The organism is Ensifer sp. SSB1 (genome assembly GCF_016652895.1).
Taxonomy (GTDB): domain Bacteria; phylum Pseudomonadota; class Alphaproteobacteria; order Rhizobiales; family Rhizobiaceae; genus Ensifer.
The window spans coordinates 26,894-47,558 of the sequence record NZ_JAEPRP010000030.1; the positions used below are offsets into that span (position 1 = coordinate 26,894).

Annotated in this window: 21 protein-coding genes; 10 read left to right on the forward strand and 11 right to left on the reverse strand. The window is 59.9% G+C overall.

The window, feature by feature from the left end; translation table 11 throughout:
* The 8 genes from I8N66_RS10265 to hemE form a co-directional block, all read right to left on the reverse strand.
* The coding region (locus I8N66_RS10265) for a ParB/RepB/Spo0J family partition protein (protein WP_291153146.1) at nt 1-755 on the reverse strand (755 nt) is incomplete at its 3' end.
* Between the two features lie 35 nt (nt 756-790).
* Complete coding sequence (locus I8N66_RS10270) at nt 791-1,585, reverse strand: ParA family protein (protein ID WP_291153148.1); 795 nt, start codon at nt 1,583-1,585, stop codon at nt 791-793.
* 15 nt (nt 1,586-1,600) lie between these two features.
* Nucleotides 1,601-2,242, reverse strand: coding sequence for a 16S rRNA (guanine(527)-N(7))-methyltransferase RsmG (gene rsmG / locus I8N66_RS10275; protein ID WP_291153151.1), 642 nt, complete (start codon nt 2,240-2,242; stop codon nt 1,601-1,603).
* Nucleotides 2,239-4,122: a tRNA uridine-5-carboxymethylaminomethyl(34) synthesis enzyme MnmG gene (mnmG, locus tag I8N66_RS10280; protein ID WP_291153154.1), complete on the reverse strand. Its 1,884-nt coding sequence runs from the start codon at nt 4,120-4,122 to the stop codon at nt 2,239-2,241. Before mnmG ends, rsmG begins: the two co-directional genes overlap by 4 nt.
* A gap of 101 nt (nt 4,123-4,223) precedes the next feature.
* A complete protein-coding gene (gene mnmE / locus I8N66_RS10285; protein ID WP_291153157.1) occupies nt 4,224-5,552 on the reverse strand; it encodes a tRNA uridine-5-carboxymethylaminomethyl(34) synthesis GTPase MnmE in 1,329 nt (442 codons plus the stop codon).
* 373 nt (nt 5,553-5,925) lie between these two features.
* Complete coding sequence (rho, locus tag I8N66_RS10290; protein WP_093233478.1) at nt 5,926-7,191, reverse strand: transcription termination factor Rho; 1,266 nt, start codon at nt 7,189-7,191, stop codon at nt 5,926-5,928.
* A 193-nt stretch (nt 7,192-7,384) separates the two neighbouring features.
* Entirely contained in the window at nt 7,385-7,927 is a 543-nt protein-coding gene (gene hemJ, locus I8N66_RS10295) for a protoporphyrinogen oxidase HemJ (protein ID WP_113541293.1), read from the reverse strand.
* A complete protein-coding gene (hemE, locus tag I8N66_RS10300; RefSeq protein WP_291153164.1) occupies nt 7,924-8,955 on the reverse strand; it encodes a uroporphyrinogen decarboxylase in 1,032 nt (343 codons plus the stop codon). The genes hemJ and hemE overlap by 4 nt, the downstream gene beginning before the upstream one ends.
* Before the next feature lie 405 nt (nt 8,956-9,360).
* On the opposite strand from hemE, the gene I8N66_RS10305 reads away from it, so the two are divergent.
* From I8N66_RS10305 to dnaQ, 5 genes are all read left to right on the forward strand, one after another.
* Nucleotides 9,361-10,182 carry a pyruvate, water dikinase regulatory protein gene (locus I8N66_RS10305; protein ID WP_113541295.1) on the forward strand — a complete coding sequence of 274 codons (822 nt, stop codon included), beginning with the start codon at nt 9,361-9,363 and terminating at the stop codon, nt 10,180-10,182.
* 142 nt (nt 10,183-10,324) lie between these two features.
* Nucleotides 10,325-10,924, forward strand: a complete 600-nt coding sequence (locus I8N66_RS10310; RefSeq protein WP_113541296.1) for a Maf-like protein — start codon at nt 10,325-10,327, stop codon at nt 10,922-10,924.
* Nucleotides 10,917-11,774 (forward strand): shikimate dehydrogenase, encoded by an 858-nt coding sequence (locus tag I8N66_RS10315; protein ID WP_113541297.1) that lies wholly within the window; start codon nt 10,917-10,919, stop codon nt 11,772-11,774. Before I8N66_RS10310 ends, I8N66_RS10315 begins: the two co-directional genes overlap by 8 nt.
* Nucleotides 11,774-12,376, forward strand: a complete 603-nt coding sequence (coaE, locus tag I8N66_RS10320; protein ID WP_113541298.1) for a dephospho-CoA kinase — start codon at nt 11,774-11,776, stop codon at nt 12,374-12,376. The genes I8N66_RS10315 and coaE overlap by 1 nt, the downstream gene beginning before the upstream one ends.
* Nucleotides 12,369-13,073, forward strand: coding sequence for a DNA polymerase III subunit epsilon (dnaQ, locus tag I8N66_RS10325; RefSeq protein WP_113541299.1), 705 nt, complete (start codon nt 12,369-12,371; stop codon nt 13,071-13,073). Before coaE ends, dnaQ begins: the two co-directional genes overlap by 8 nt.
* Before the next feature lie 62 nt (nt 13,074-13,135).
* Here the strand turns inward: dnaQ and secB are convergent, their stop codons facing one another.
* Nucleotides 13,136-13,639, reverse strand: a complete 504-nt coding sequence (gene secB / locus I8N66_RS10330) for a protein-export chaperone SecB (protein WP_113541300.1) — start codon at nt 13,637-13,639, stop codon at nt 13,136-13,138.
* Between the two features lie 182 nt (nt 13,640-13,821).
* Nucleotides 13,822-14,328: an FxsA family protein gene (locus I8N66_RS10335; protein ID WP_291153175.1), complete on the reverse strand. Its 507-nt coding sequence runs from the start codon at nt 14,326-14,328 to the stop codon at nt 13,822-13,824.
* 130 nt (nt 14,329-14,458) lie between these two features.
* Between I8N66_RS10335 and I8N66_RS10340 the strand changes: the two genes are divergently transcribed.
* The 5 genes from I8N66_RS10340 (at nt 14,459) to gyrB (ending at nt 19,786) form a co-directional block, all read left to right on the forward strand.
* Nucleotides 14,459-15,163 carry a Tim44/TimA family putative adaptor protein gene (locus I8N66_RS10340; RefSeq protein ID WP_223725950.1) on the forward strand — a complete coding sequence of 235 codons (705 nt, stop codon included), beginning with the start codon at nt 14,459-14,461 and terminating at the stop codon, nt 15,161-15,163.
* A gap of 15 nt (nt 15,164-15,178) precedes the next feature.
* Nucleotides 15,179-16,282, forward strand: coding sequence for a murein transglycosylase A (locus I8N66_RS10345; protein ID WP_291153179.1), 1,104 nt, complete (start codon nt 15,179-15,181; stop codon nt 16,280-16,282).
* Nucleotides 16,275-16,841, forward strand: a complete 567-nt coding sequence (locus I8N66_RS10350; RefSeq protein WP_291153182.1) for a Smr/MutS family protein — start codon at nt 16,275-16,277, stop codon at nt 16,839-16,841. The genes I8N66_RS10345 and I8N66_RS10350 overlap by 8 nt, the downstream gene beginning before the upstream one ends.
* Nucleotides 16,838-17,215 (forward strand): helix-turn-helix transcriptional regulator, encoded by a 378-nt coding sequence (locus tag I8N66_RS10355; RefSeq protein ID WP_113541305.1) that lies wholly within the window; start codon nt 16,838-16,840, stop codon nt 17,213-17,215. Before I8N66_RS10350 ends, I8N66_RS10355 begins: the two co-directional genes overlap by 4 nt.
* A gap of 135 nt (nt 17,216-17,350) precedes the next feature.
* Nucleotides 17,351-19,786 (forward strand): DNA topoisomerase (ATP-hydrolyzing) subunit B, encoded by a 2,436-nt coding sequence (gene gyrB / locus I8N66_RS10360; RefSeq protein WP_291153187.1) that lies wholly within the window; start codon nt 17,351-17,353, stop codon nt 19,784-19,786.
* A 59-nt stretch (nt 19,787-19,845) separates the two neighbouring features.
* Here the strand turns inward: gyrB and I8N66_RS10365 are convergent, their stop codons facing one another.
* A complete protein-coding gene (locus tag I8N66_RS10365) occupies nt 19,846-20,442 on the reverse strand; it encodes a nitroreductase family protein (protein WP_291153190.1) in 597 nt (198 codons plus the stop codon).
* Between the last annotated feature and the right edge of the window lie 223 nt (nt 20,443-20,665).

Consider the following 20,665-nt stretch of genomic DNA (forward strand, 5'->3'; position numbering starts at 1 on the left):
GCCAGCGTGTCCGCATCCTTTTCGTCACGGCGGGCCGTCTTGCCGAAATTCGGATCGTTCTGGGCACGGATGTCGTTCTGCGCAATGCGTTCGGCGTCACGCACCGAAAGTCCCTTGGCGACAATCGTGCGGGCCAGGGTCGCAGGATCCGATGTGGGAATAAGCGCCCGTGCGTGACCGGCAGAGAGCGCGCCTTCGGACAGCATGTCGCGCACCGGCTCCGGAAGTTTCAACAGCCGCAGGCTGTTTGCGACGTGACTGCGGCTCTTGCCGATGATTTCACCGAGGTCATTCTGCGTATAACCGTGTTCGGCAATCAACTGCTCGTAGCCGAGAGCCTCGTCGAGCGGGTTGAGATCGGAGCGTTGAACGTTTTCGACGATCGCGATCTCAAGCGCCGTACGATCATCGACGTCACGGATGATAACCGGAATTTCGGTGAATCCGGCTAATTGTGCTGCCCGCCAGCGGCGTTCGCCAGCGATGATCTCGTATCGATCGACGCCGATGGTACGAGCGACAACGGGCTGGACAATGCCGTGCTGGCGGATCGAATTGGCGAGATCTTGAAGCTCGGCTTCGTCGAATTGCCGGCGCGGGTTGCGCGGGTTGCGCGACACGAACTCAATGGGTACGCGCCGATCCGGATTGACCGGGGTAGGGGCCGAAGCGCCCGCCTGCAACGGTTGGTCCATCTCGCCGATCAACGCGGCCAGTCCGCGACCAAGCCGTCTCTTCGAGCTATCGTCGTTCATATCGTCACCCGAGTTAAATTACGCTACCGAAATGATTATGCCGCCTTGCGCTGGCGCTCGCGCTGAATCACTTCCGATGCCAATTGCAGATAGGCCTGGCTTCCAGCGCACTTCAGATCATAGAGGATCGCAGGCTTGCCGTAGGACGGCGCTTCGGAAACCCGAACATTGCGCGGAATAAGCGTGTGATAGACCTTGTCGCCAAGATGGGTCCGTACGTCGCTGACGACTTGCTGGGCGAGATTGTTGCGCGAGTCGAACATCGTCAGTACGATGCCCTGTATGTCCAGCGCCGGGTTCACCGATCGGCGAACCTGATCTACGGTCTCCAGCAGCTGGCTCAGACCCTCCAGCGCGAAGAACTCGCACTGCAACGGCACCAGCACCGAATGTGCCGCCGCCATGGCATTCATCGTCAACAGATTGAACGATGGTGGGCAGTCGACCAGAACGTAGGAATATTCCATGGCCGCCGGGCTTACCAACGCCTTGCGCAAACGGAAGACCCTGTCGGCTTCCTGCGAGATCTCCATTTCGACGCCAAGAAGGTCCATCGTCGATGGCACGATCGAGAGATTCGGCACGGCAGTTTGCTGCACGATCTCGCCAATCCCATGAGAACCCATCATCAGTTCGTAGGAAGAGAGATTCCGATCGCGCCGCTGAATGCCCAAGCCCGTGCTGGCATTGCCCTGCGGATCAAGATCAACGATGAGAACGCGCTCGCCGATCGCCGCCAAAGCCGTTGCCAGATTGATGGCGGTCGTCGTTTTGCCGACTCCGCCCTTCTGATTTGCGATTGTGATAATCCGATTTCTAGCGCCAAACATGTTTCCGCTCGCCGATCACTGAACCTTGCGTGACAGATTTGCGATCTCGAGCACGACAGAGTCGGGCTCGACGACGCTTGGATGTTTTACCAGATCGAACTGGTAGCGGCCAATGGCTTTGTCGATTTCGCGCTGGTAATCCCGCCCTTTATGGAAGTAGGCGACGGCTTTGCGCTCCTCAGACAGCATCCATGGAGCGGAATAGTCGAGTAGTAACGTCAAATCCGCGAGTGCACGCGCGGAAACGGCGTCGGCGCCTAGGATCACTTTACCGGCTTCCTCGATTCGAATCGGATGAACGGAGCCGCGCGCACCTGTTTCAGCCAGGGCCACACGCAGAAATGCGGCCTTCTTGTTGTTACTTTCGACGAGATGCACCCAGCCGTCAGCGAACTCCGAGAGATAGATCGCGGTAATGATGCCCGGGAAACCGCCGCCACTGCCCAGGTCAACCCATGTCTTGGGCCCGGGCGACAATTGTACGAGCTGCAAGCTATCGACGATATGGCGGCGCCAGAGGTCTTCAATCGTGGAAGGCGCGACGAGATTGATCGACTTCGCCCATTTCTGAAAAAGCCGAGCGAAGTGCTCCAATCGTTCATTCGTTTCACGTGAAACACGCAGTCCGTTCAACACATCGACTGGACTCGTCTTCATTGTGCACTTGCCCTCTCTTCGCGTTCTACGGTTCCGGGCTGACGCTTCAACCAGGCAAGAATCAACGACGCGGCGGCAGGCGTCATGCCATCCACCTTCATCACCTGCGATAGATTTCGCGGCGCGTGTTGCTTCAGCTTCTGCTTCAACTCATTGGACAATCCGGACAGTTTGTCAAAGTCAAAGCCATCCGGAATGATCAGGTTCTCTTCACGACGAATGCCGGCAATATCGGCAGCCTGCCGATCCAAATAGACCGCATAGGCCGCGTCGATTTCCAGCGCCTCAACAACCCGCGGACCGATCGCCGACAACTCCGACCAGATCGGCAACAGGGCAGAGATCGACTGATCCGGATAGGAGAGAAGCTCAAAGGCGGTGCGGCGCTGGCCATCCTGATTCAGCTTCAATCCGTGGCGGTTGCCCTCGGCGGGCGTTATCGAAAGGCTCTTCAACAACTGCCGTCCATCATCGAATTGAGTGCGCCATTCTAGGAATCGCTCACGGCGGGCGTCGGAGATGCAGCCAAGCTCCATCGCCAAAGGTGTCAGCCGCGCATCGGCATTGTCGGCGCGGAGCGACAAACGGTACTCGGCCCGAGACGTGAACATGCGGTAAGGCTCGGTAATGCCGCGCGACGTCAGGTCGTCGATCATGACGCCGATATAGGAGTTGGTGCGGCTGAAAATCACCTCCGGTCGACCGATTGCTTGTAGCGCCGCGTTCAAACCCGCCACCAGTCCCTGCGCACCGGCTTCTTCGTAACCCGTCGTCCCGTTGATCTGACCTGCCAGGAACAGACCCGGCATTTTGCGCACCGCCAAAGTCGCATTTAACTCGCGCGGGTCCACGTGGTCATACTCGATCGCATAGCCGGGCTGCAGGATCGTCACGTTTTCCAGGCCAGGAATCGTGCGAATGAACGCTTCCTGGATATCGGCCGGCAGTGATGTCGAGATCCCGTTCGGATAGATGGTGTCATCGTCGAGACCTTCCGGCTCCAGGAAAATCTGATGGCCGTCGCGTTCGCCGAAGCGCACAATCTTGTCTTCGATCGATGGGCAGTAGCGCGGACCGACCCCTTCGATCTGTCCCGAGTACATCGCTGACTTACCGATGTTGTCGGCGATGATCTTGTGTGTCGCGTCAATCGTACGAGTCACGCCGCAATCAATCTGACGATTCAGAATACGTTCCGTCATGAACGAGAACGGCACCGGGTCTTCATCCGGACCTTGCCGCCCGACCTTGTCCCAGTCGATCGTACCTCCATTCAGGCGCGCCGGTGTGCCGGTCTTCAATCGCCCGAGCTTCAAACCGTAGCGAAGCAATGTACCCGAAAGGCCAATAGATGGCTCTTCTCCAACGCGGCCGGCGGGGATCTTCTGGTCGCCAATGTGGATCAGCCCCTTCAGGAAGGTGCCAGTCGTCAAGACCACCGACGTCGATGCAAACGAACGTCCGTCCTTCATGACTACGCCGCCTATCTTGCCGTCCGCCTCAATTAGGTCAAACGCATCGCCCTCGACAACCGTCAAGTTGGCGATGGCGCTGATCTCGCGCTGCATTGCTTCGCGGTAGAGCCGCCGGTCGGCTTGGGTGCGCGGCCCGCGAACAGCCGGTCCCTTGCGTCGGTTAAGGAGTCGAAACTGAATGCCGCCGGCGTCCGCCACACGGCCCATCAAGCCATCCATCGCGTCGATCTCGCGCACAAGATGGCCCTTGCCCAAGCCACCAATCGCTGGATTGCAGGACATGACGCCGATGGTCGACGCCTTGTGGGTGATCAGTGCTGTGTTGGCCCCGAGCCGCGCGGCGGCGGCGGCCGCTTCGCAACCGGCGTGGCCGCCGCCAATGACGATGACGTCAAACTGGATCATTGCTTCATATCTCCAAGCCAGCACTGCTTCGCACCGGCACGAATCGTTTCACGTGAAACACAACGAAGGACTCGCAAACGTTGTATCGTTGTTTCCACAGACTATTTTCCGATACAGAATTCGGAAAATATCACATCCAATAGGTTCTCGACATCCACCCGTCCGGTAATGCGTCCAATTGCGTCACCGGCGAGACGAAGCTCCTCAGCACGGATATCGAGACCTTGATTTTCCCCGGCCAAGCTTTCTTCGATGGAGCGGAGTGCCTGGCGCAGGCTATCAACGTGACGTCGGCGCGAGGGCAAGGCGAGCGACGTGCGCCCGCTGAGGTCGGGGAGGTGGCCCGCGATCGCATCCAAGAGGCGGTCCATGCCTTCACCCGTTCTCGTCGAGATCAAGACATCCGCTTCACCGGTAGCCCAATGCCGATCAGAGCGATCGATCTTCGTCGCGACCCGCAAGACGGGCGCACCGTCATTGCTGATATCGGAGAGAGATCCAAATCCGCGTGCTGTCTCAGACAGGAGAAGGATCAGATCCGCTCGTTCGATAACTTCTCGCGCGCGACGGATACCCTCTTGCTCCACCCGCTCCTCGGTTTCCCGCAATCCGGCAGTGTCAAAGAGTTTGACTGAGAATCCGGCTAATGAAAGATCAACCGAGAGAACATCACGAGTCGTTCCGGCGACTTCGGTAACGATCGCGATATCCCTCTGTGCCAGTGCATTGAGCAAGCTCGACTTGCCGGCATTCGGCGCGCCGGCAATAACGATCTTCAATCCATCCCGAATAATCTCGGCGATCGGAGCATCCGCGATATGAGCGGCGATTTCCTGTGCGAGCGTGGACATGTCGCGCCAGATGCGTTCGCTTACCGAACCCGGCACATCGTCCTCATCGGCGAAGTCGAGCTCGGCTTCGATCATCGCTCGCGCATGGGTCAGACGCTTCGCCCAGCCGGCATAAACTTTCGATTGGCCCCCGCCGGAATGTTCGATCGCGAGGCGACGCTGCATCTCGGTTTCGGCCACGATCAGATCGGCAAGCCCCTCGACTTCCACAAGATCCAGCTTGCCATTCTGGAAGGCGCGTCGTGAAAACTCTCCCGCCTCCGCATGGCGCAAGCCTTCGTAACTGGAAAGTTCCTCAAGCAAAGAGTTGACCGCTGCGCGGCCGCCATGGATCTGAAACTCAGCGCAGTCCTCGCCCGTGAAGGAGGCAGGTCCACGAAAATAGAGAACGAGGCCACTATCGATCACAAGACCGTTGCGTGACCGAATCGATTTCAGTGTCGCCGTCCGCGGTGAGGGGACCTCACCGCACAGCGCTTCCAGCACCGTCGCGGTCTGCTGCCCACTGATGCGCACGACAGCCACTCCAGCGGGCAGGGCACCGCTGGAAAGCGCATATATGGTGTGCATCGCTGTCATTGGTCTACCTGAAAAGACCGCGGAGCGGCTAGGCGCCGCGCGGTCGGCATATTTGGGATTGTCTTAGTTCCTGACCCGAATCGTTTTGCTTCGCGGAGGATACTTACGCGAAGACAACGCCGTATCTCGAAGGACCGGAGTGCTTATGCCGAAACGGCATTGAAATATCAAGGTCCTGCCGCAACCTGCGCTCCAATGATCAACGGCGTGTTTCACGTGAATCAGCGCGCGCGATGCAGGCTCACAGGCAGAGAATTCCGATGTTCGTTGCGAGCCCGAATCGATGCTGGCGTTGAATCCGGCTAACCTTCCGGAAAAGAAAAACCGGCCGATGATGCGTCGGCCGGTTTTTGGCGTCGATATGGAACGCGCCTTAGGTATTCATCGAGTCGAAGAAATCGCCATTGTTCTTCGTCTGCTTCAGCTTGTCGATGAGGAACTCGATCGCGTCGGTCGTACCCATCGGTGCCAGAATACGGCGCAGAACGAAGATCTTCTGCAGATCCTGGCGCGGCACCAGGAGGTCTTCCTTACGCGTACCGGATTTGAGGATGTCCATAGCCGGGAAGATGCGCTTGTCGGCGACCTTGCGGTCCAGCACGATTTCTGAGTTACCGGTACCCTTGAACTCTTCGAAGATGACTTCGTCCATGCGGCTGCCAGTATCAATCAGCGCTGTCGCAATGATCGTGAGCGAGCCACCTTCTTCGATGTTACGGGCCGCACCGAAGAAGCGCTTCGGGCGCTGCAGGGCGTTGGCGTCGACACCACCGGTCAGAACCTTGCCGGATGACGGAACAACCGTGTTGTAGGCGCGGCCGAGACGGGTGATCGAGTCGAGCAGAATGACGACATCGCGGCCATGTTCGACCAGGCGCTTGGCCTTTTCGATGACCATTTCAGCAACCTGGACGTGGCGCGTCGCCGGTTCGTCGAAGGTCGAGGAAACGACTTCACCCTTCACCGAGCGCTGCATGTCCGTCACTTCTTCCGGACGTTCGTCGATCAGAAGAACGATCAGATAGCATTCCGGATGATTGGCAGTGATCGAATGCGCGATGTTCTGCAGGAGAACGGTCTTACCGGTGCGCGGCGGTGCGACGATCAGGCCACGCTGGCCCTTGCCGAGCGGCGCCACCAGGTCGATGACCCGGGCCGAGAGATCCTTCGAGGTGGGAACCTCGAGTTCCATCTTGAAGCGCTCGTTCGGATAGAGCGGCGTCAGGTTGTCGAAGTGAACCTTGTGACGGATCTTTTCCGGATCGTCGAAATTGATGGTGTTGACCTTGAGCAGAGCGAAGTAGCGCTCGCCTTCCTTCGGTCCGCGTATCGGGCCCTCGACCGTGTCGCCAGTCTTCAGAGAGAAGCGGCGGATCTGGGAAGGCGAGATGTAGATGTCGTCGGGACCGGGAAGGTAGTTTGCGTTCGCCGACCGGAGAAAGCCGAACCCATCCTGCAGCACTTCAACGACGCCTTCGCCGATGATTTCGATATCCTGTGCCGCGAGCATCTTGAGGATCGCGAACATCAGCTCCTGCTTGCGCATCGTGCTGGCGTTCTCCACCTCGAGCTCCTCGGCAAAGGCGAGCAGATCGGTCGGCGTCTTGTTCTTGAGTTCTTGTAGCTTCATTTCAGCCATGAAGGATCCATGTTTGGTATGGGTAGTGGAGAGATGGCGAGTATTCGTTGGGGAGCTGCGGCTGGAAAGGCAGGCTCTTGTCTTTGTCACAAGCCATGAAGAGGAGATGGTGGAAAATAGCGATTCACGTGAAACCCCGCAAGGGGCTGTCGCAAATTAGAAACGACTATTGCAAATCACGAATCGATTAAATTCAGAACGGCTTCACCACCACCATGATCACGATGAGAATCATCAGCAGCGTCGGAGCCTCGTTCATCAGTCGCCAGTAGCGCGCATCGTGCTTGTTTTCGTCTCGCTGGAATTCACGGACAGCGCGGCTGAAGCGCATGTGGACGGCTGTCAGCAACACCACGAACAGAAGCTTGGCGTGCAGCCAACCACCCTGGAAGCCATAGACGCTCCAGGCGAGATAAAGCCCGAGCACCCATGAAATCATCATTGCCGGGTTCATGATGACCTTCAGGAGCCGCATCTCCATCATCTTGAAGGTTTCCGACTGTGCAGAACCCGGCTCGGCGTCGGTGTGGTAGATGAAGAGGCGCGGCATGTAGAGAAGCGCCGCCATCCACGACATCACCGCGATGACATGCAGCGCCTTGATCCAGAGATAGAGATCATCCGGCCGCCAGACGAAAAGACCGACAAGAAGCGCCGCGAAACCGCCGAGCGCAATCGCCGCCCTGAGCCGCGCCCTGTTGCCAGGGGCCTGATCGGTCTGCTTCTCCGCCATTATCGCGCTCCGCGAACCCGTGCGACCAACGCCGACACGTGTTCCGGATCCGCCTGCGGCGTGATGCCGTGGCCGAGATTGAAGATCAGCGGCCCATGGCCGAGCGCGTCGAGAATACGGTCGATACCGTCTTCAAGCGCTCTGCCACCGGCAACGACCCGCATCGGATCGAGATTGCCCTGGATGGTTCCCTCCTTCTGTAGATCCTTGGCGAAGGACAGCGGCACGGTCCAGTCGAGACCGATGGCGTCGGCACCTGTTGCCTGGCGGTAGGTCTTCAAAAGCTGCCCTGCGCCTTTTGCAAATGCGATGATCTTTGCGTGCGGCCGCTGTGCTCGGACAGAAGCAATCATGCGCTGAACCGGCTTGACTGCGTAACGGGCGAATTCTTCCTCACCGAGAACGCCCGCCCAGGAATCGAAGATCTGGACAGCGTCGGCGCCGGCATCGATCTGCCGCACGAGATAGTCTGCCGAGACATCCGCCAGGAATGACAGCAGCTGATCGAAGACTTCGGGGTTGCGGTAGGCGAAGAGCCGGGCAGGGGCCTGGTCCGGCGTCCCGTGTCCGGCGATCATATAGGTCGCAACCGTCCAGGGAGCGCCACAGAAGCCGAGCAGCGTCGTTTCCGCGGGGAGTTCGGTCCGCAGCCGCGAAACCGTCTCGAAGACAGGCTGGAGGTGCTCAGCGATGCCCTCCGGCTTCAGGTGCAGGATACCGTCGACATCGATCGGATCCATTCGTGGTCCATGACCTTCTTCGAAGCGCACATTGCGTTTCAGGGCATCGGGAATGACCAGGATGTCGGAGAAGAGAATGGCGGCATCGAAAGCGTAGCGACGGATCGGTTGCAACGTGACCTCGACTGCGAGGTCGGGCGTGTAGCAGAGATCGAGGAAGCTTCCGGCTTCAGCGCGTGTTGCCCTGTACTCCGGCAAATAACGGCCCGCCTGGCGCATGAGCCAGATCGGAGGAGGCGACACCGTTTTCCCTGCCAAAACCTCCAGAACCTTTCTGCGCGTTTCGGTCACGGATCACTCTCCCAATATAAAATCAAAGATATTTAGAAGGTTTCTATTTCTTAGAGTCGGTGGGTATCAAGGATTAAAACATCCCAGCGAGTTGTCCACGACCACTGTTTGGGATCAGGCGCGGTGGGAGAACGATTGGCCAGTTTGGAAAAACAGTGCGCAGAGGCGAATAAACGCCTTTCGATTCAGTCGATTAGCGAAATCCCACTTTTGGCCAGGCTTGTGGACAAGCGGTTGATACGCGTGACACTTTGTCATCGCCGCGAGTCTTTTCCACATTTGCCGCGGAGCGCTTTCCGCGGCTGCGTCAATTGTGAATAAGTCGGCAGTTTTCCCCTTGCCTGGATCGGGGCCGCGTCGTTAGCTGTTCTTATCCCGGCTTATCAACAGCAGCAGGAGAATTGCGTGGAGAACAAGAAAAACTACTTCCACCTTCACCTGATTTCGGACTCGACCGGCGAGACTCTGATCGCTGCGGGGCGTGCAGCGGCCGCTCAGTTTCAGAGTTCGCATGCGCTCGAACATGTCTATCCGCTGATCCGCAACCGCAAACAGTTGCTGCAGGTTCTCGATGCGATCGATGGCGCGCCGGGCATCGTGCTCTATACGATTGTCGACCGGGATCTCGCCGATGTCATCGATCAGCGTTGCCGCGAGATGGGTGTCCCTTGCGTCTCGGTGCTCGATCCGATCATCGACCTCTTCCAGTCCTATCTCGGCTCACCGTCGCGACGTCGCTCCGGCGCCCAGCATGTGATGGATGCGGAGTATTTTGCCCGCATCGACGCGCTCAACTTTACTATGGACCATGACGACGGCCAGTTGCCCGCCGACTTCGACGAGGCGGATGTCGTTCTCGTCGGCATCAGCCGCACATCGAAAACGCCGACCAGCATCTATCTCGCCAACCGCGGCATCAAGACGGCCAATATCCCGATTGTCCCGGGCGTGCCGTTGCCCGAAAGATTGATGGAGGCGACGAAGCCGCTCGTCGTCGGTCTGATTGCCACGGCCGATCGCATCTCGCAGGTGCGTCAGCACCGGGTGCTCGGAACGACGCAAGGGTTCCACGGCGATCAGTATACGGACAAGGCCTCGATTACCGAGGAGCTGAAATATGCCCGCTCGCTCTGCGCCCGTAACAATTGGCCGGTCATCGACGTCACCCGCCGTTCGATCGAGGAGACCGCGGCGGCAATCGTTGCCCTGCGTCCGCGTCTGCGCTAGAGCCGGATAACGAAATGTGCCTGCGGTTTTCCGCCCCGCCATCCCGCTCTTACTTAAAAGAATGGATCACGGTGACGATTTGGGTCGAGCCGACCCCAGGTCACGTGATAGACCCGAATCGAACAATACGGGAACCTGCTTGATGTTACCTTCGCTCGTCCTGGCCTCGGCAAGCCCGTTTCGCCGCGCGCTCCTGGAAAATGCTGGCCTCGTTTTTGAGGCGAAGGCAGCCAGAATCGACGAACGTGCGCTGGAAAAGCCACTCGAAGACGCTGGAGCCGCACCCGAAGCCGTCGCGCTGGCACTTGCAGAAGCAAAGGCGCGCGATGTGGTCAGGCATTTCGGTGATGCGCTGGTGATCGGCTCGGACCAGACCATGTCTTTGGAGGCACGGGTTTATCACAAGCCGAAGGATATGGCGGAAGCGGCCCGGCATCTGCTGTCGCTGTCCGGCAAGACCCATCGCCTCAACAGCGCCATTGTGCTTATGCGCGGCGAAGAGGTCGTCTGGCGGCACGTCTCTTCGGCTCACATGACCGTGCGGCCGCTGACGGCCGACTTCATCGAGCGTCACTTGCAGCGTGTCGGCGAAAAGGCGCTTTCGAGCGTCGGCGCCTATCAGTTGGAAGGCGAGGGGATTCAGCTCTTCGATAAGATCGAGGGCGACTACTTCACCATCCTCGGTCTTCCGATGCTGCCGTTGCTCGCCAAACTTCGTGAACTGGGAACGATCGATGCGTGATTCACGTGAAACATTTGTTAACCACGCCTTCGTCACGGGCTATCCGATCAAGCATTCCCGGTCGCCACTTATCCATGGCCACTGGCTGAAACAGCTGGGTCTGCCCGGCAGCTACCGTGCGCATGAGGTCAAGCCGGAAGAATTCGCAGCCTTCATTGCCAGCCTCAAGGACGGAACATCCGGCTTTAGCGGCGGCAACGTCACCATCCCCCACAAGGAGCTTGCCTGTCGCCTGGCGGATCGGCCGGATGAACTGAGCCAGGAGCTCGGCGCCGCCAACACTCTGTGGGTTAGGGATGGCGAGGTGCATGCCACCAACACCGATGGCCGCGGCTTCGTTGCCAATCTCGATGAGCGGGCGACCGGCTGGGACAAGACGTCGACTGCGGTGGTCCTCGGCGCCGGCGGTGCCAGCCGTGCCATTATCCAGGCCGTCCGTGACCGTGGCATCAATACGATCCATGTCGTCAATCGGACGGTCGAGCGGGCGAGGGAACTCGCCGACCGTTTCGGACCGTCGGTTGAAGCGCATCCGCTGGCCGCGCTGGAAGAGGTCATGACCGGCGCAGGCCTGTTCATCAATACCACCTCGCTCGGCATGGATGGCAGTGAAGCGCCGGCGATCGATTTCGGCGTCATGGCACCCGGCGCCGTCGTCACCGACATTGTCTATGTTCCCCTGAAGACGCCGATCCTCGCTCAGGCGGAGGCGCAAGGTTTTGCGATCGTCGACGGTTTGGGCATGCTTCTCCACCAGGCTGTGCCCGGCTTTGAACTCTGGTTCGGCTGTCGTCCGACGGTCGACGCCACGCTTCGACAACTCATCATCGATGACATGGACAGACACTGATGATTATCCTCGGGCTCACAGGTTCGATCGCCATGGGCAAATCGACGGCGGCCCAGATGTTCCGCGACTTCGGCGTTCCGGTGAACGATGCCGACGAGGTCGTGCATGAACTTTATCGCGGCGAGGCGGTGGCGCCGGTCGAGGCGGCCTTTCCCGGAACGACGAAAGACGGCGAGGTCGACCGGGCCGAACTGTCGCGCCAGCTCATGGGAGCGCCGCGTCGGTTGCGCGAACTGGAGGCGATCGTTCATCCGCTCGTGCGCAAGAGCGAGCAGGAGTTTCTGGCGAAGAACGCGGCCGCCGGTGAGCCTTTTGTCGTCTTGGACATTCCGCTGCTGTTCGAAACGGGCGCGGAAAAGCGGGTCGATCGCGTCGTCGTGGTGACCTGTTCGGCCGATCTCCAGCGGGAAAGGGCACTGAAGCGCCCTGGAATGACCGAGGAAAAACTCGCGATGATCCTTGCGCGGCAGGTGCCCGACAGCGAAAAGCGTAAACGCGCCGACTACATCATCGATACCAGCGACAGTTTCGACGTCACTCGCAGCCAAGTGAAGGCCGTCGTCGACCAACTCGTAGCCAGCAACGGAGACGCGGATGCGTGAGATCATCTTCGATACGGAAACGACCGGCCTCGACAATCGTGAGGACCGAGTGATCGAAATCGGCGGTGTCGAACTCGAGAACCAGTTTCCGACCGGCCGCACGCTGCACATCTTCGTCAATCCCGGCAGCCGCAAGGTTCACCCGGACGCACTCGCGATCCACGGGATTACCGATGACTTCCTGAAGGACAAGCCGCCTTTCGCCGATGTCGTCGATGAGATCCTCGAATTCTTCGGTGATGCCCGGTGGGTCGCACACAACGCCACCTTCGACATGGGCTTCATCAACGCCGAGTTCGCGCGTCTGGGATTGCCGCCGATTGCAATCGATCGTGTGACGGACACCCTGGCGCTCGCCCGACGCAAGCACCCGATGGGACCGAACTCGCTCGACGCGCTTTGCCGTCGTTACGGTATCGACAATTCGCACCGCGCGAAACACGGCGCTCTTCTCGACTCCGAACTGCTCGCCGAAGTCTATATCGAGATGATCGGCGGTCGCCAGGCGGCACTCGGTCTTGTCTCGACGAAGTCGGCGGGACAGTCGATCGAGCTCGACGATGCGCCGATCGTCATCGGCCAGCGCCCGCGTCCGCTGCCGAACCGGCTCTCGGAGGACGATCTTGCGGCGCACGCTGCGCTGATTGCGAAGATCGGCGGCAAGGCGATCTGGGCGAAATACGAACCCCAGGAATAAGCAGGCATGAAAAAAGCCCGGCGCGAGTCGGGCTTTTTTATCTCAGCGTTCTGAATTTCAGATCAGTTCGCGGTTTCGTTCGAATTGGAAACCTGGGCACGGACCTTTTCTTCGGCCATGCGCTGCGCGAACATCTGCGCGAAGTCGATCGGGTCGATCATCAGCGGCGGGAAGCCACCGTTGCGGGTCGCGTCGGCAACGATCTGACGCGCGAACGGGAACAGCAGACGCGGGCACTCGATGAAGAGCAGCGGCAGCATGTGCTCCTGCGGGAAGCCTGCAACGCGGAAGACGCCGCCATAGGCGAGTTCGACGTTGAAGAGAACGCGGTCGCCGTCCTTGGCCTCGGCATTCAGCGAGAGAACCACGTCGAAATCGTTCTCTGCGAGCGGGTTGGCGTTGACGTTGACGTTGATATTGATCGACGGCGCCTTGTCACGGGCCTGCAGCGAACGCGGAGCGCCCGGGTTTTCGAAGGAAAGATCCTTGATATACTGGGCGAGGATGTTCAGCGTCGGGCTCTGCTGCGCGCTGCCGTTGCCGTTGGATGCGGTATCAGTCGTCATAAGGGTTCCTCGACAAAAATAGGTGAGGCCATCTAGCATTTCGGCCTAGGGCTTACAACCCTGCGGACCCAGCGCTTGCAGCCGGATACGCTGCCTTTGCTCCAAACCGCGAAGCCGGGAATATGCTCCGGAATATGGGCGACAGAGTGCCCTATAAGCATTGTTTCCAACAATGCTCTTCGCTAGGGCCGGTGGCGATTGCCTGATTGCGGCGGATCCTCCTCGTCCGTGCGCGAAAATTCGCCTTCGTCGAGATCGATGACGCGCGGCGAGGGGCGTGGCTCGCGCGGGTCGTTTTGCTGGTGCCAGCTTGTCCCGGAGGCCGCGGTCACGATCGTCATCTTCTTGCGCAGAAAGGCGGCAACGGCGTTGCGGACAAAGGGCAGGAACAGGAGGAGGCCGATCACGTCGCTGACGAAACCCGGTACGACGAGCAGGATCGCGGCGACGAACAACAAGGCACCGCCAATCACCTCTCGACCCGGGTCACTGCCGGTGCGGGTGGCATCCTGCATCCTGCGGATGACAGTAAATCCCTGGACTCTCAGCAAGATCACACCCACAAATGCGCTGAGCAGCACCAGAAGCAGTGTCATCAAAAGGCCGATCTCGCGACCGACCACGACAAAGCCGGCGATCTCGGCGAGCGGAAGCCCGAAGATGATAAGAGGGATAAGAAATGAACGCATCAATGCTGCCCGAATATGAAACTTGGTGTCACATCCCGTTCTAAGGGTGCGACATCGCCATTTGAATGATCTATTCTTGCGGACTATATGGAATAGCCACGAGAAATTCTAACAGCGGTTCCGGGTGGAAATGGGCTCTTTCGACTTCATCACGTTTTTTTTCCTGATCGCCGCGGTGGTCATTTTCCTGCAACTGCGCAGCGTCTTGGGCCGCCGGACGGGGAGCGAACGGCCGCCGTTCGATCCATATTCATCGCGAGACATGAGCCAGGGGCCGGAAAACGGTGACAAGGGCAAGGTCGTGCAGTTGCCGCGACGCGACAACGCGGACGAAGATGCGGGCCGTTACGAATCGGTCGATGCCTTTGCCAAGGCGGGCACGACGCTCAACACTCAACTTCGGGCGTTGAGCGACGCTGATCCGAGCTTCGACCCCAAGGAGTTCGTCAACGGCGCCAAGATGGCTTACGAGATGATTGTCATGGCATTTGCGGATGGCGACCGTAAGACGTTGAAAAACCTGTTGTCCCGCGAGGTCTATGAAGGTTTCGATGCGGCGATTACCGATCGCGAGCGCAAGGGCGAAGTCGTCAAGTCCACCTTCGTCGGCATCGACAAGGCCGACATCATTCACGCTGAAGTGAAGGACAGTGAAGAGAACATCACGGTCCGTATCGTCAGCCAGCTGATTTCGGCGACCTACGACAAGCAGGGCGGCCTGATCGACGGCGATGCCGAGTCGGTTGCCGAGGTCAACGATCTCTGGACATTCGCGCGCGACATCCGCTCACGCGATCCGAACTGGAAGCTGATCGCCACCGAATCCGAAAACTGAGCGGACGTGGCGACGATGTCCTTTCGACTTGAACCCGTCAGTTTCGACGATCTCCCGGGCTGGCGGGACGACGACCCGACCAAGGTGATCGAGGCGATGCGTCGCTGTCAGAAGCACGTCTCGACAGCCAAGCCCTATCGCACGGGTTCGCTTGGCATCTCGGTCGATGATCTGACCCCGGCCTTTTCGGCTTCATCGGTGGAGACCGATTCAGCCGAGGGTGCAAGGACTTTCTTCGAGAAGCACTTCGTACCGTTCCGGATCGGGCCGGAAGCCGGTTCCGGCTTTGTTACCGCCTTCTACGAACCGGAAATCGACGTTCGTGCGGAGGCGGACGAGACCTATCGGTACCCGCTCTACCGCCGCCCTGCGGATCTGATCGATATCGACGATACGAACCGGCCCGACGGCATGGATCCCTATTTCGCCTTCGGTCTTTCCGAGGATGGTCGGATCGGCGAGTATCCGGACAGGAAAGCAATCGAGCAGGGTTATCTTGCCGGCCGCGGCCTGGAGATCGCCTATGCGAAGTCCAAGGTCGAAGTTTTCTTCGTTCATGTGCAGGGCGCGGCGCGCCTCCGATACCCGGATGGTTCGCGTCGCCGTGTTACCTATGCCGCCAAGACCGGCCACTACTTCTCCGCTGTCGGCAAGCTCTTGATCGAGCGCGGCAAGATCGATGCCGCGACTGTCTCTATGATGAGCATTCGCGACTGGCTTGAGGCGCATCCGGACGAGGTCGATGAGGTCCTCTGGCACAACAGGTCGTTCATCTTCTTCCGCGAAGCCGCGGTCGAAGACGAGCACCTGGGTCCGATCGCCGCCGCCAAGGTCGCGCTCGAGCCGGGACGCTCCCTGGCGGTGGATCGCATGATCCACACGTTCGGTGTGCCGTTTTACATCGCCAGCGACAGCCTGACGCGCCTGGACGACGGCAAACCCTTCCGGCGCCTGATGCTGGCGCTTGATACCGGTTCGGCGATCGTTGGCCCGGCACGCGGCGATATCTTCACCGGTTCCGGTTTTGAGGCGGGCGAACGGGCAGGAGCGGTCCGTAACACTGCCGATTTTTATGTTTTCGTTCCCAAGGCGGCCGCGGCACGATACGGCAATGCCTAAGGAAAAGAAGCTTTCAGCGGAGGATCGCATTCTCTGGGGCAAGGTTGCCCGTTCGGCGAGGCCGATGCCGGGTCGCCTCGACGACCTGATGGACATGCTTGCCGAGGACGAGCAGGCAAAGCCGCAGGAAGAGCTGAAGGCCAAACAGCAGCAACCACAGACCGGTGCCGTTGAGCAGCCGGGTATCGCGCTGACGAAGAAGTCTGGCGACAAAGTGCATCACCCGCTTGAGAAGCCGGTCAAGCGCAAGCTTGCCAAAGGGCGCCTGACCCTCGAAGCGCGGATCGACCTGCACGGCATGATCCAGAGCGAAGCGCACGGCCTGCTCCTTCAGTTTCTGTTGAGGGCACATGAACGTGGGCTGCGCCATGTCCTTGTGATCACCGGCAAGGGCACGTCTTTCGGCAGCGACGGTGCGTTGAAACGGGCGGTGCCACTCTGGTTCTCACTTCCCGAGTTCCGCCCGCTGATCTCGTCGTATGAGCAGGCCGCCCGCAACCACGGCGGCGAGGGCGCCCTCTATGTTCGCCTTGCTCGTGCTCGAGGCGGCGCGATATGACGCCCTTCGGCGAGGCACTGCGCGAACTCAGGCGCAGGAAAGGCGTGTCGCAGAAACAGATGGCGGCAGCGATCAACGTCTCCGCCGCCTATCTCTCGGCCCTCGAACATGGAAAGCGCGGGGCGCCGAGTTTTGATTTTCTCCAGCGGGTGGCGGGCTATTTCAACGTGATCTGGGACGAGGCGGAGGAATTGTTCCGCATCGCCAACGTTTCCGCCCCGAAAGTCGTGCTGGATACCTCGGGCCTGACGCCGGAGCACACGGCCTTTGCCAACCGGCTCAGCGAGCAAATTCGCGCTTTGTCGCCGGAGACGATCCGCAAGCTGGAAGATGTTTTGGAAAAAGCCACATTTCCTGATAATGACAGGGGATGAAAGCTTGTTTCCGGCCGCTGCCCGGCGGTCCGGGATTTGGAACCCTGGACAAATTTTCTATAGTCCACGAGGCGTCCGAGACGTGATTCGCAACGAATCACCACGTCCGAAGAACCTGGAAAGACCCGTAGCTGAATGACCGATATTCCTGAGACCGAAGCCGGCGCCAGCGCCGAATATGGTGCCGATTCCATCAAGGTGCTGAAGGGCCTGGATGCCGTGCGGAAGCGGCCGGGCATGTATATCGGCGACACGGACGATGGTTCGGGTCTGCACCACATGGTCTACGAGGTCGTCGACAACGCCATCGACGAGGCGCTGGCCGGCCATGCCGATATCGTGACGGTGACGCTCAATCCGGATGGTTCGGTAACGGTGACGGACAATGGCCGCGGCATCCCCACGGACATTCACAAGGAAGAAGGTGTCTCGGCGGCCGAGGTCATCATGACCCAGCTGCACGCCGGCGGTAAGTTCGACCAGAACTCCTACAAGGTATCGGGCGGTCTGCACGGCGTCGGCGTGTCGGTGGTCAATGCGCTTTCGGTTTCGCTGAAGCTGAAGATCCGGCGCGCAGGCAAGGTTCACGAGATGAGCTTCACCCACGGTGTTGCTGACGGCGCTCTCGCCGTTACCGGCGAGGCCGGCGATGCGACCGGTACCGAGGTGACGTTCCTGCCGAGCAGCGAGACGTTCACCAAGACCGACTTCGACTACAACACGCTAGAGCACCGCTTGCGCGAACTCGCTTTCCTGAATTCAGGCGTTCATATCATCCTCACTGACAAGCGCCATTCGGATATCCGGCAGGACGAGATGATGTATGAGGGCGGCCTGGAGGCCTACGTCGCCTATCTCGACCGCGCCAAGAAGCCGCTGGTGCACAAGCCGGTATCGATCCGTGGCGAGAAGGACGGCATCACCGTCGAAGTGGCGATGTGGTGGAACGACAGCTATCATGAAAACGTGCTCTGCTTCACCAACAACATTCCGCAGCGCGACGGCGGCACGCATATGGCGGGCTTCCGCGGTGCGCTGACCCGGCAGGTTACGTCCTATGCCGATACGTCCGGCATCACGAAGAGGGAAAAGGTCACGCTTCAGGGCGAAGACTGCCGCGAAGGCCTGACGGCCGTGCTTTCGGTGAAGGTTCCGGACCCGAAGTTTTCGTCTCAGACGAAGGACAAGCTCGTATCCTCAGAAGTCCGCCCGGTTGTCGAAAGCCTCGTCAACGAAGCCCTCAGCACCTGGTTCGAGGAACATCCGACCGAAGCCAAGATCCTCGTCGGCAAGGTCGTCGAAGCGGCCGCCGCCCGCGAAGCCGCCCGCAAGGCCCGCGAACTGACGCGCCGCAAGGGTGCGCTCGACATCTCATCGTTGCCCGGCAAGCTTGCCGACTGCTCCGAACGCGATCCGGCCAAGTCCGAAGTCTTCCTGGTGGAGGGTGACTCGGCAGGTGGCTCCGCCAAGCAAGGCCGTTCGCGCGAAAATCAGGCAATCCTGCCGCTACGCGGCAAGATCCTCAACGTCGAACGCGCGCGCTTCGACAAGATGCTGTCGAGCCAGGAAATCGGTACGCTGATCACCGCGCTCGGCACCTCGATCGGCAAGGACGAGTTCAACGCCGACAAGCTGCGCTACCACAAGATCATCATCATGACGGACGCCGACGTCGACGGCGCGCACATTCGCACCCTGCTGCTCACCTTCTTCTTCCGTCAGATGCCGGAGTTGATCGAGCGCGGCCACCTCTATATCGCCCAGCCGCCGCTCTACAAGGTGACGCGCGGCAAGTCGGCCCAGTACCTGAAGAACGAGCAGGCGCTGGAAGACTACCTGATCACGATGGGCCTGGAAGAAGCCACGCTGGAACTGGAGTCGGGCGAAGTGCGTGCCGGCCAGGATCTGCGGGAAGTCATCAACGACGCGCTCCGCCTGCGCAATCTGATGAACGGGCTGCATTCGCGCTACAACCGCTCGATCGTCGAGCAGGCCGCGATCGCCGGCGCCCTGAACGTCGAGCTCAACGGCCAGCGCGATGCCTATGAGGCGGTCGCCGCTGAGGTTGCCCGTCGCCTCGACGTCATCGCCGAGGAAACCGAGCGCGGCTGGACCGGGACGGTCACGGCCGAAGGCGGTCTCCGCCTCGAGCGCATTGTCCGCGGCGTCAAGGAAGTTGCCGTGCTCGACATGGCGTTGATCGGTTCGTCCGACGCCCGCTACATCGATCAGCTTTCCGCGAAGCTCAAGGAAGTCTATGCCGCCCCGCCGGTCCTGCGCCGGCGCGACGGTACCCTGGAAATCAGCGGACCGCGTGCGCTTCTCGACGCGATTTTCGCGGCCGGTCGCAAGGGTCTCTCGATGCAGCGCTACAAGGGTCTTGGTGAAATGAACGCCGAGCAGCTCTGGGAGACGACGCTCGATCCGAACGTTCGCTCGCTGTTGCAGGTTCGGGTCACCGACGCCACCGATGCCGACGGCCTGTTCTCGCGCCTGATGGGCGACGAGGTCGAGCCGCGCCGCGACTTCATTCAGGAGAACGCGCTGAGCGTCGCCAACCTCGACATCTGATCTTTTCGGAGATCATTGCCAGTTGAGATCCCGGTGCCCCACGGCACCGGGATTTTTTGTTACTCGCCCTTGAACTGGCCCTCGAAAGCGAACTCGCTGACCGGTTTGCGCTGGCTCGGGATTTCCCGCGCACGCAGATCGTCCGGTAGCGTCGAGGGATCGGCAAGTCGCCCGATCGCAACGGCGGCTTCGACGCGGTGGTGCTCGGGAACGTTCAGGGCGTGCATGGCCTTGTCGCGGTCGATACCCGCCATGCCATGTGCGTGCCAGCCGGAAAGCGAAACCTGCAAGGCAAGGCTGTACCAGGCCGAGCCTGTGTCGAAGGCGTGCGTATAGGCATGCCGCATCTCGCCATTCTGCGCCTGGTTATGCGTCCTTGAAATGACGATCAGAAGTGCTGCCGCGTTCCTCGCCCAGCGCTGATTGCCTTCATCAAGAGTGTCGAGCAAAACCGGGAATTGTTTGGTCCCGCGACGGGCATAGACGAAGCGCCATGGCTGCCGGTTGCTCGCGGAGGGCGCCCAGCGGGCCGCTTCGAAGAAGGAAAGCAGTTCGCTTTCGTCAATCTCCTCGTTGGTAAAGGCGCGGGGCGACCAGCGCTCCAGGAACATGGCATCGATGGGATAATCGGCTTTTCTGTTGTCGGTCGCCGTCATGGACATGCCTTCTCTCTATGGTCTCTAACTCTTGGGCCGCGCGGCGCCTGATCTGGCCTTGCGCCTATGGCTCGATTCGTTTCGGACGCTACATGAGGTCGCGTGTGGATGAAACGGGGTTGGACGCACGCAGACGTGAGCGCGCCGGCATCCGGTGAGCGCCAGGAAAGTGCAGAAACGGTCGCGTGGGTCATTGCTGTTTCCAAGAAAAAAGTTGTATAAG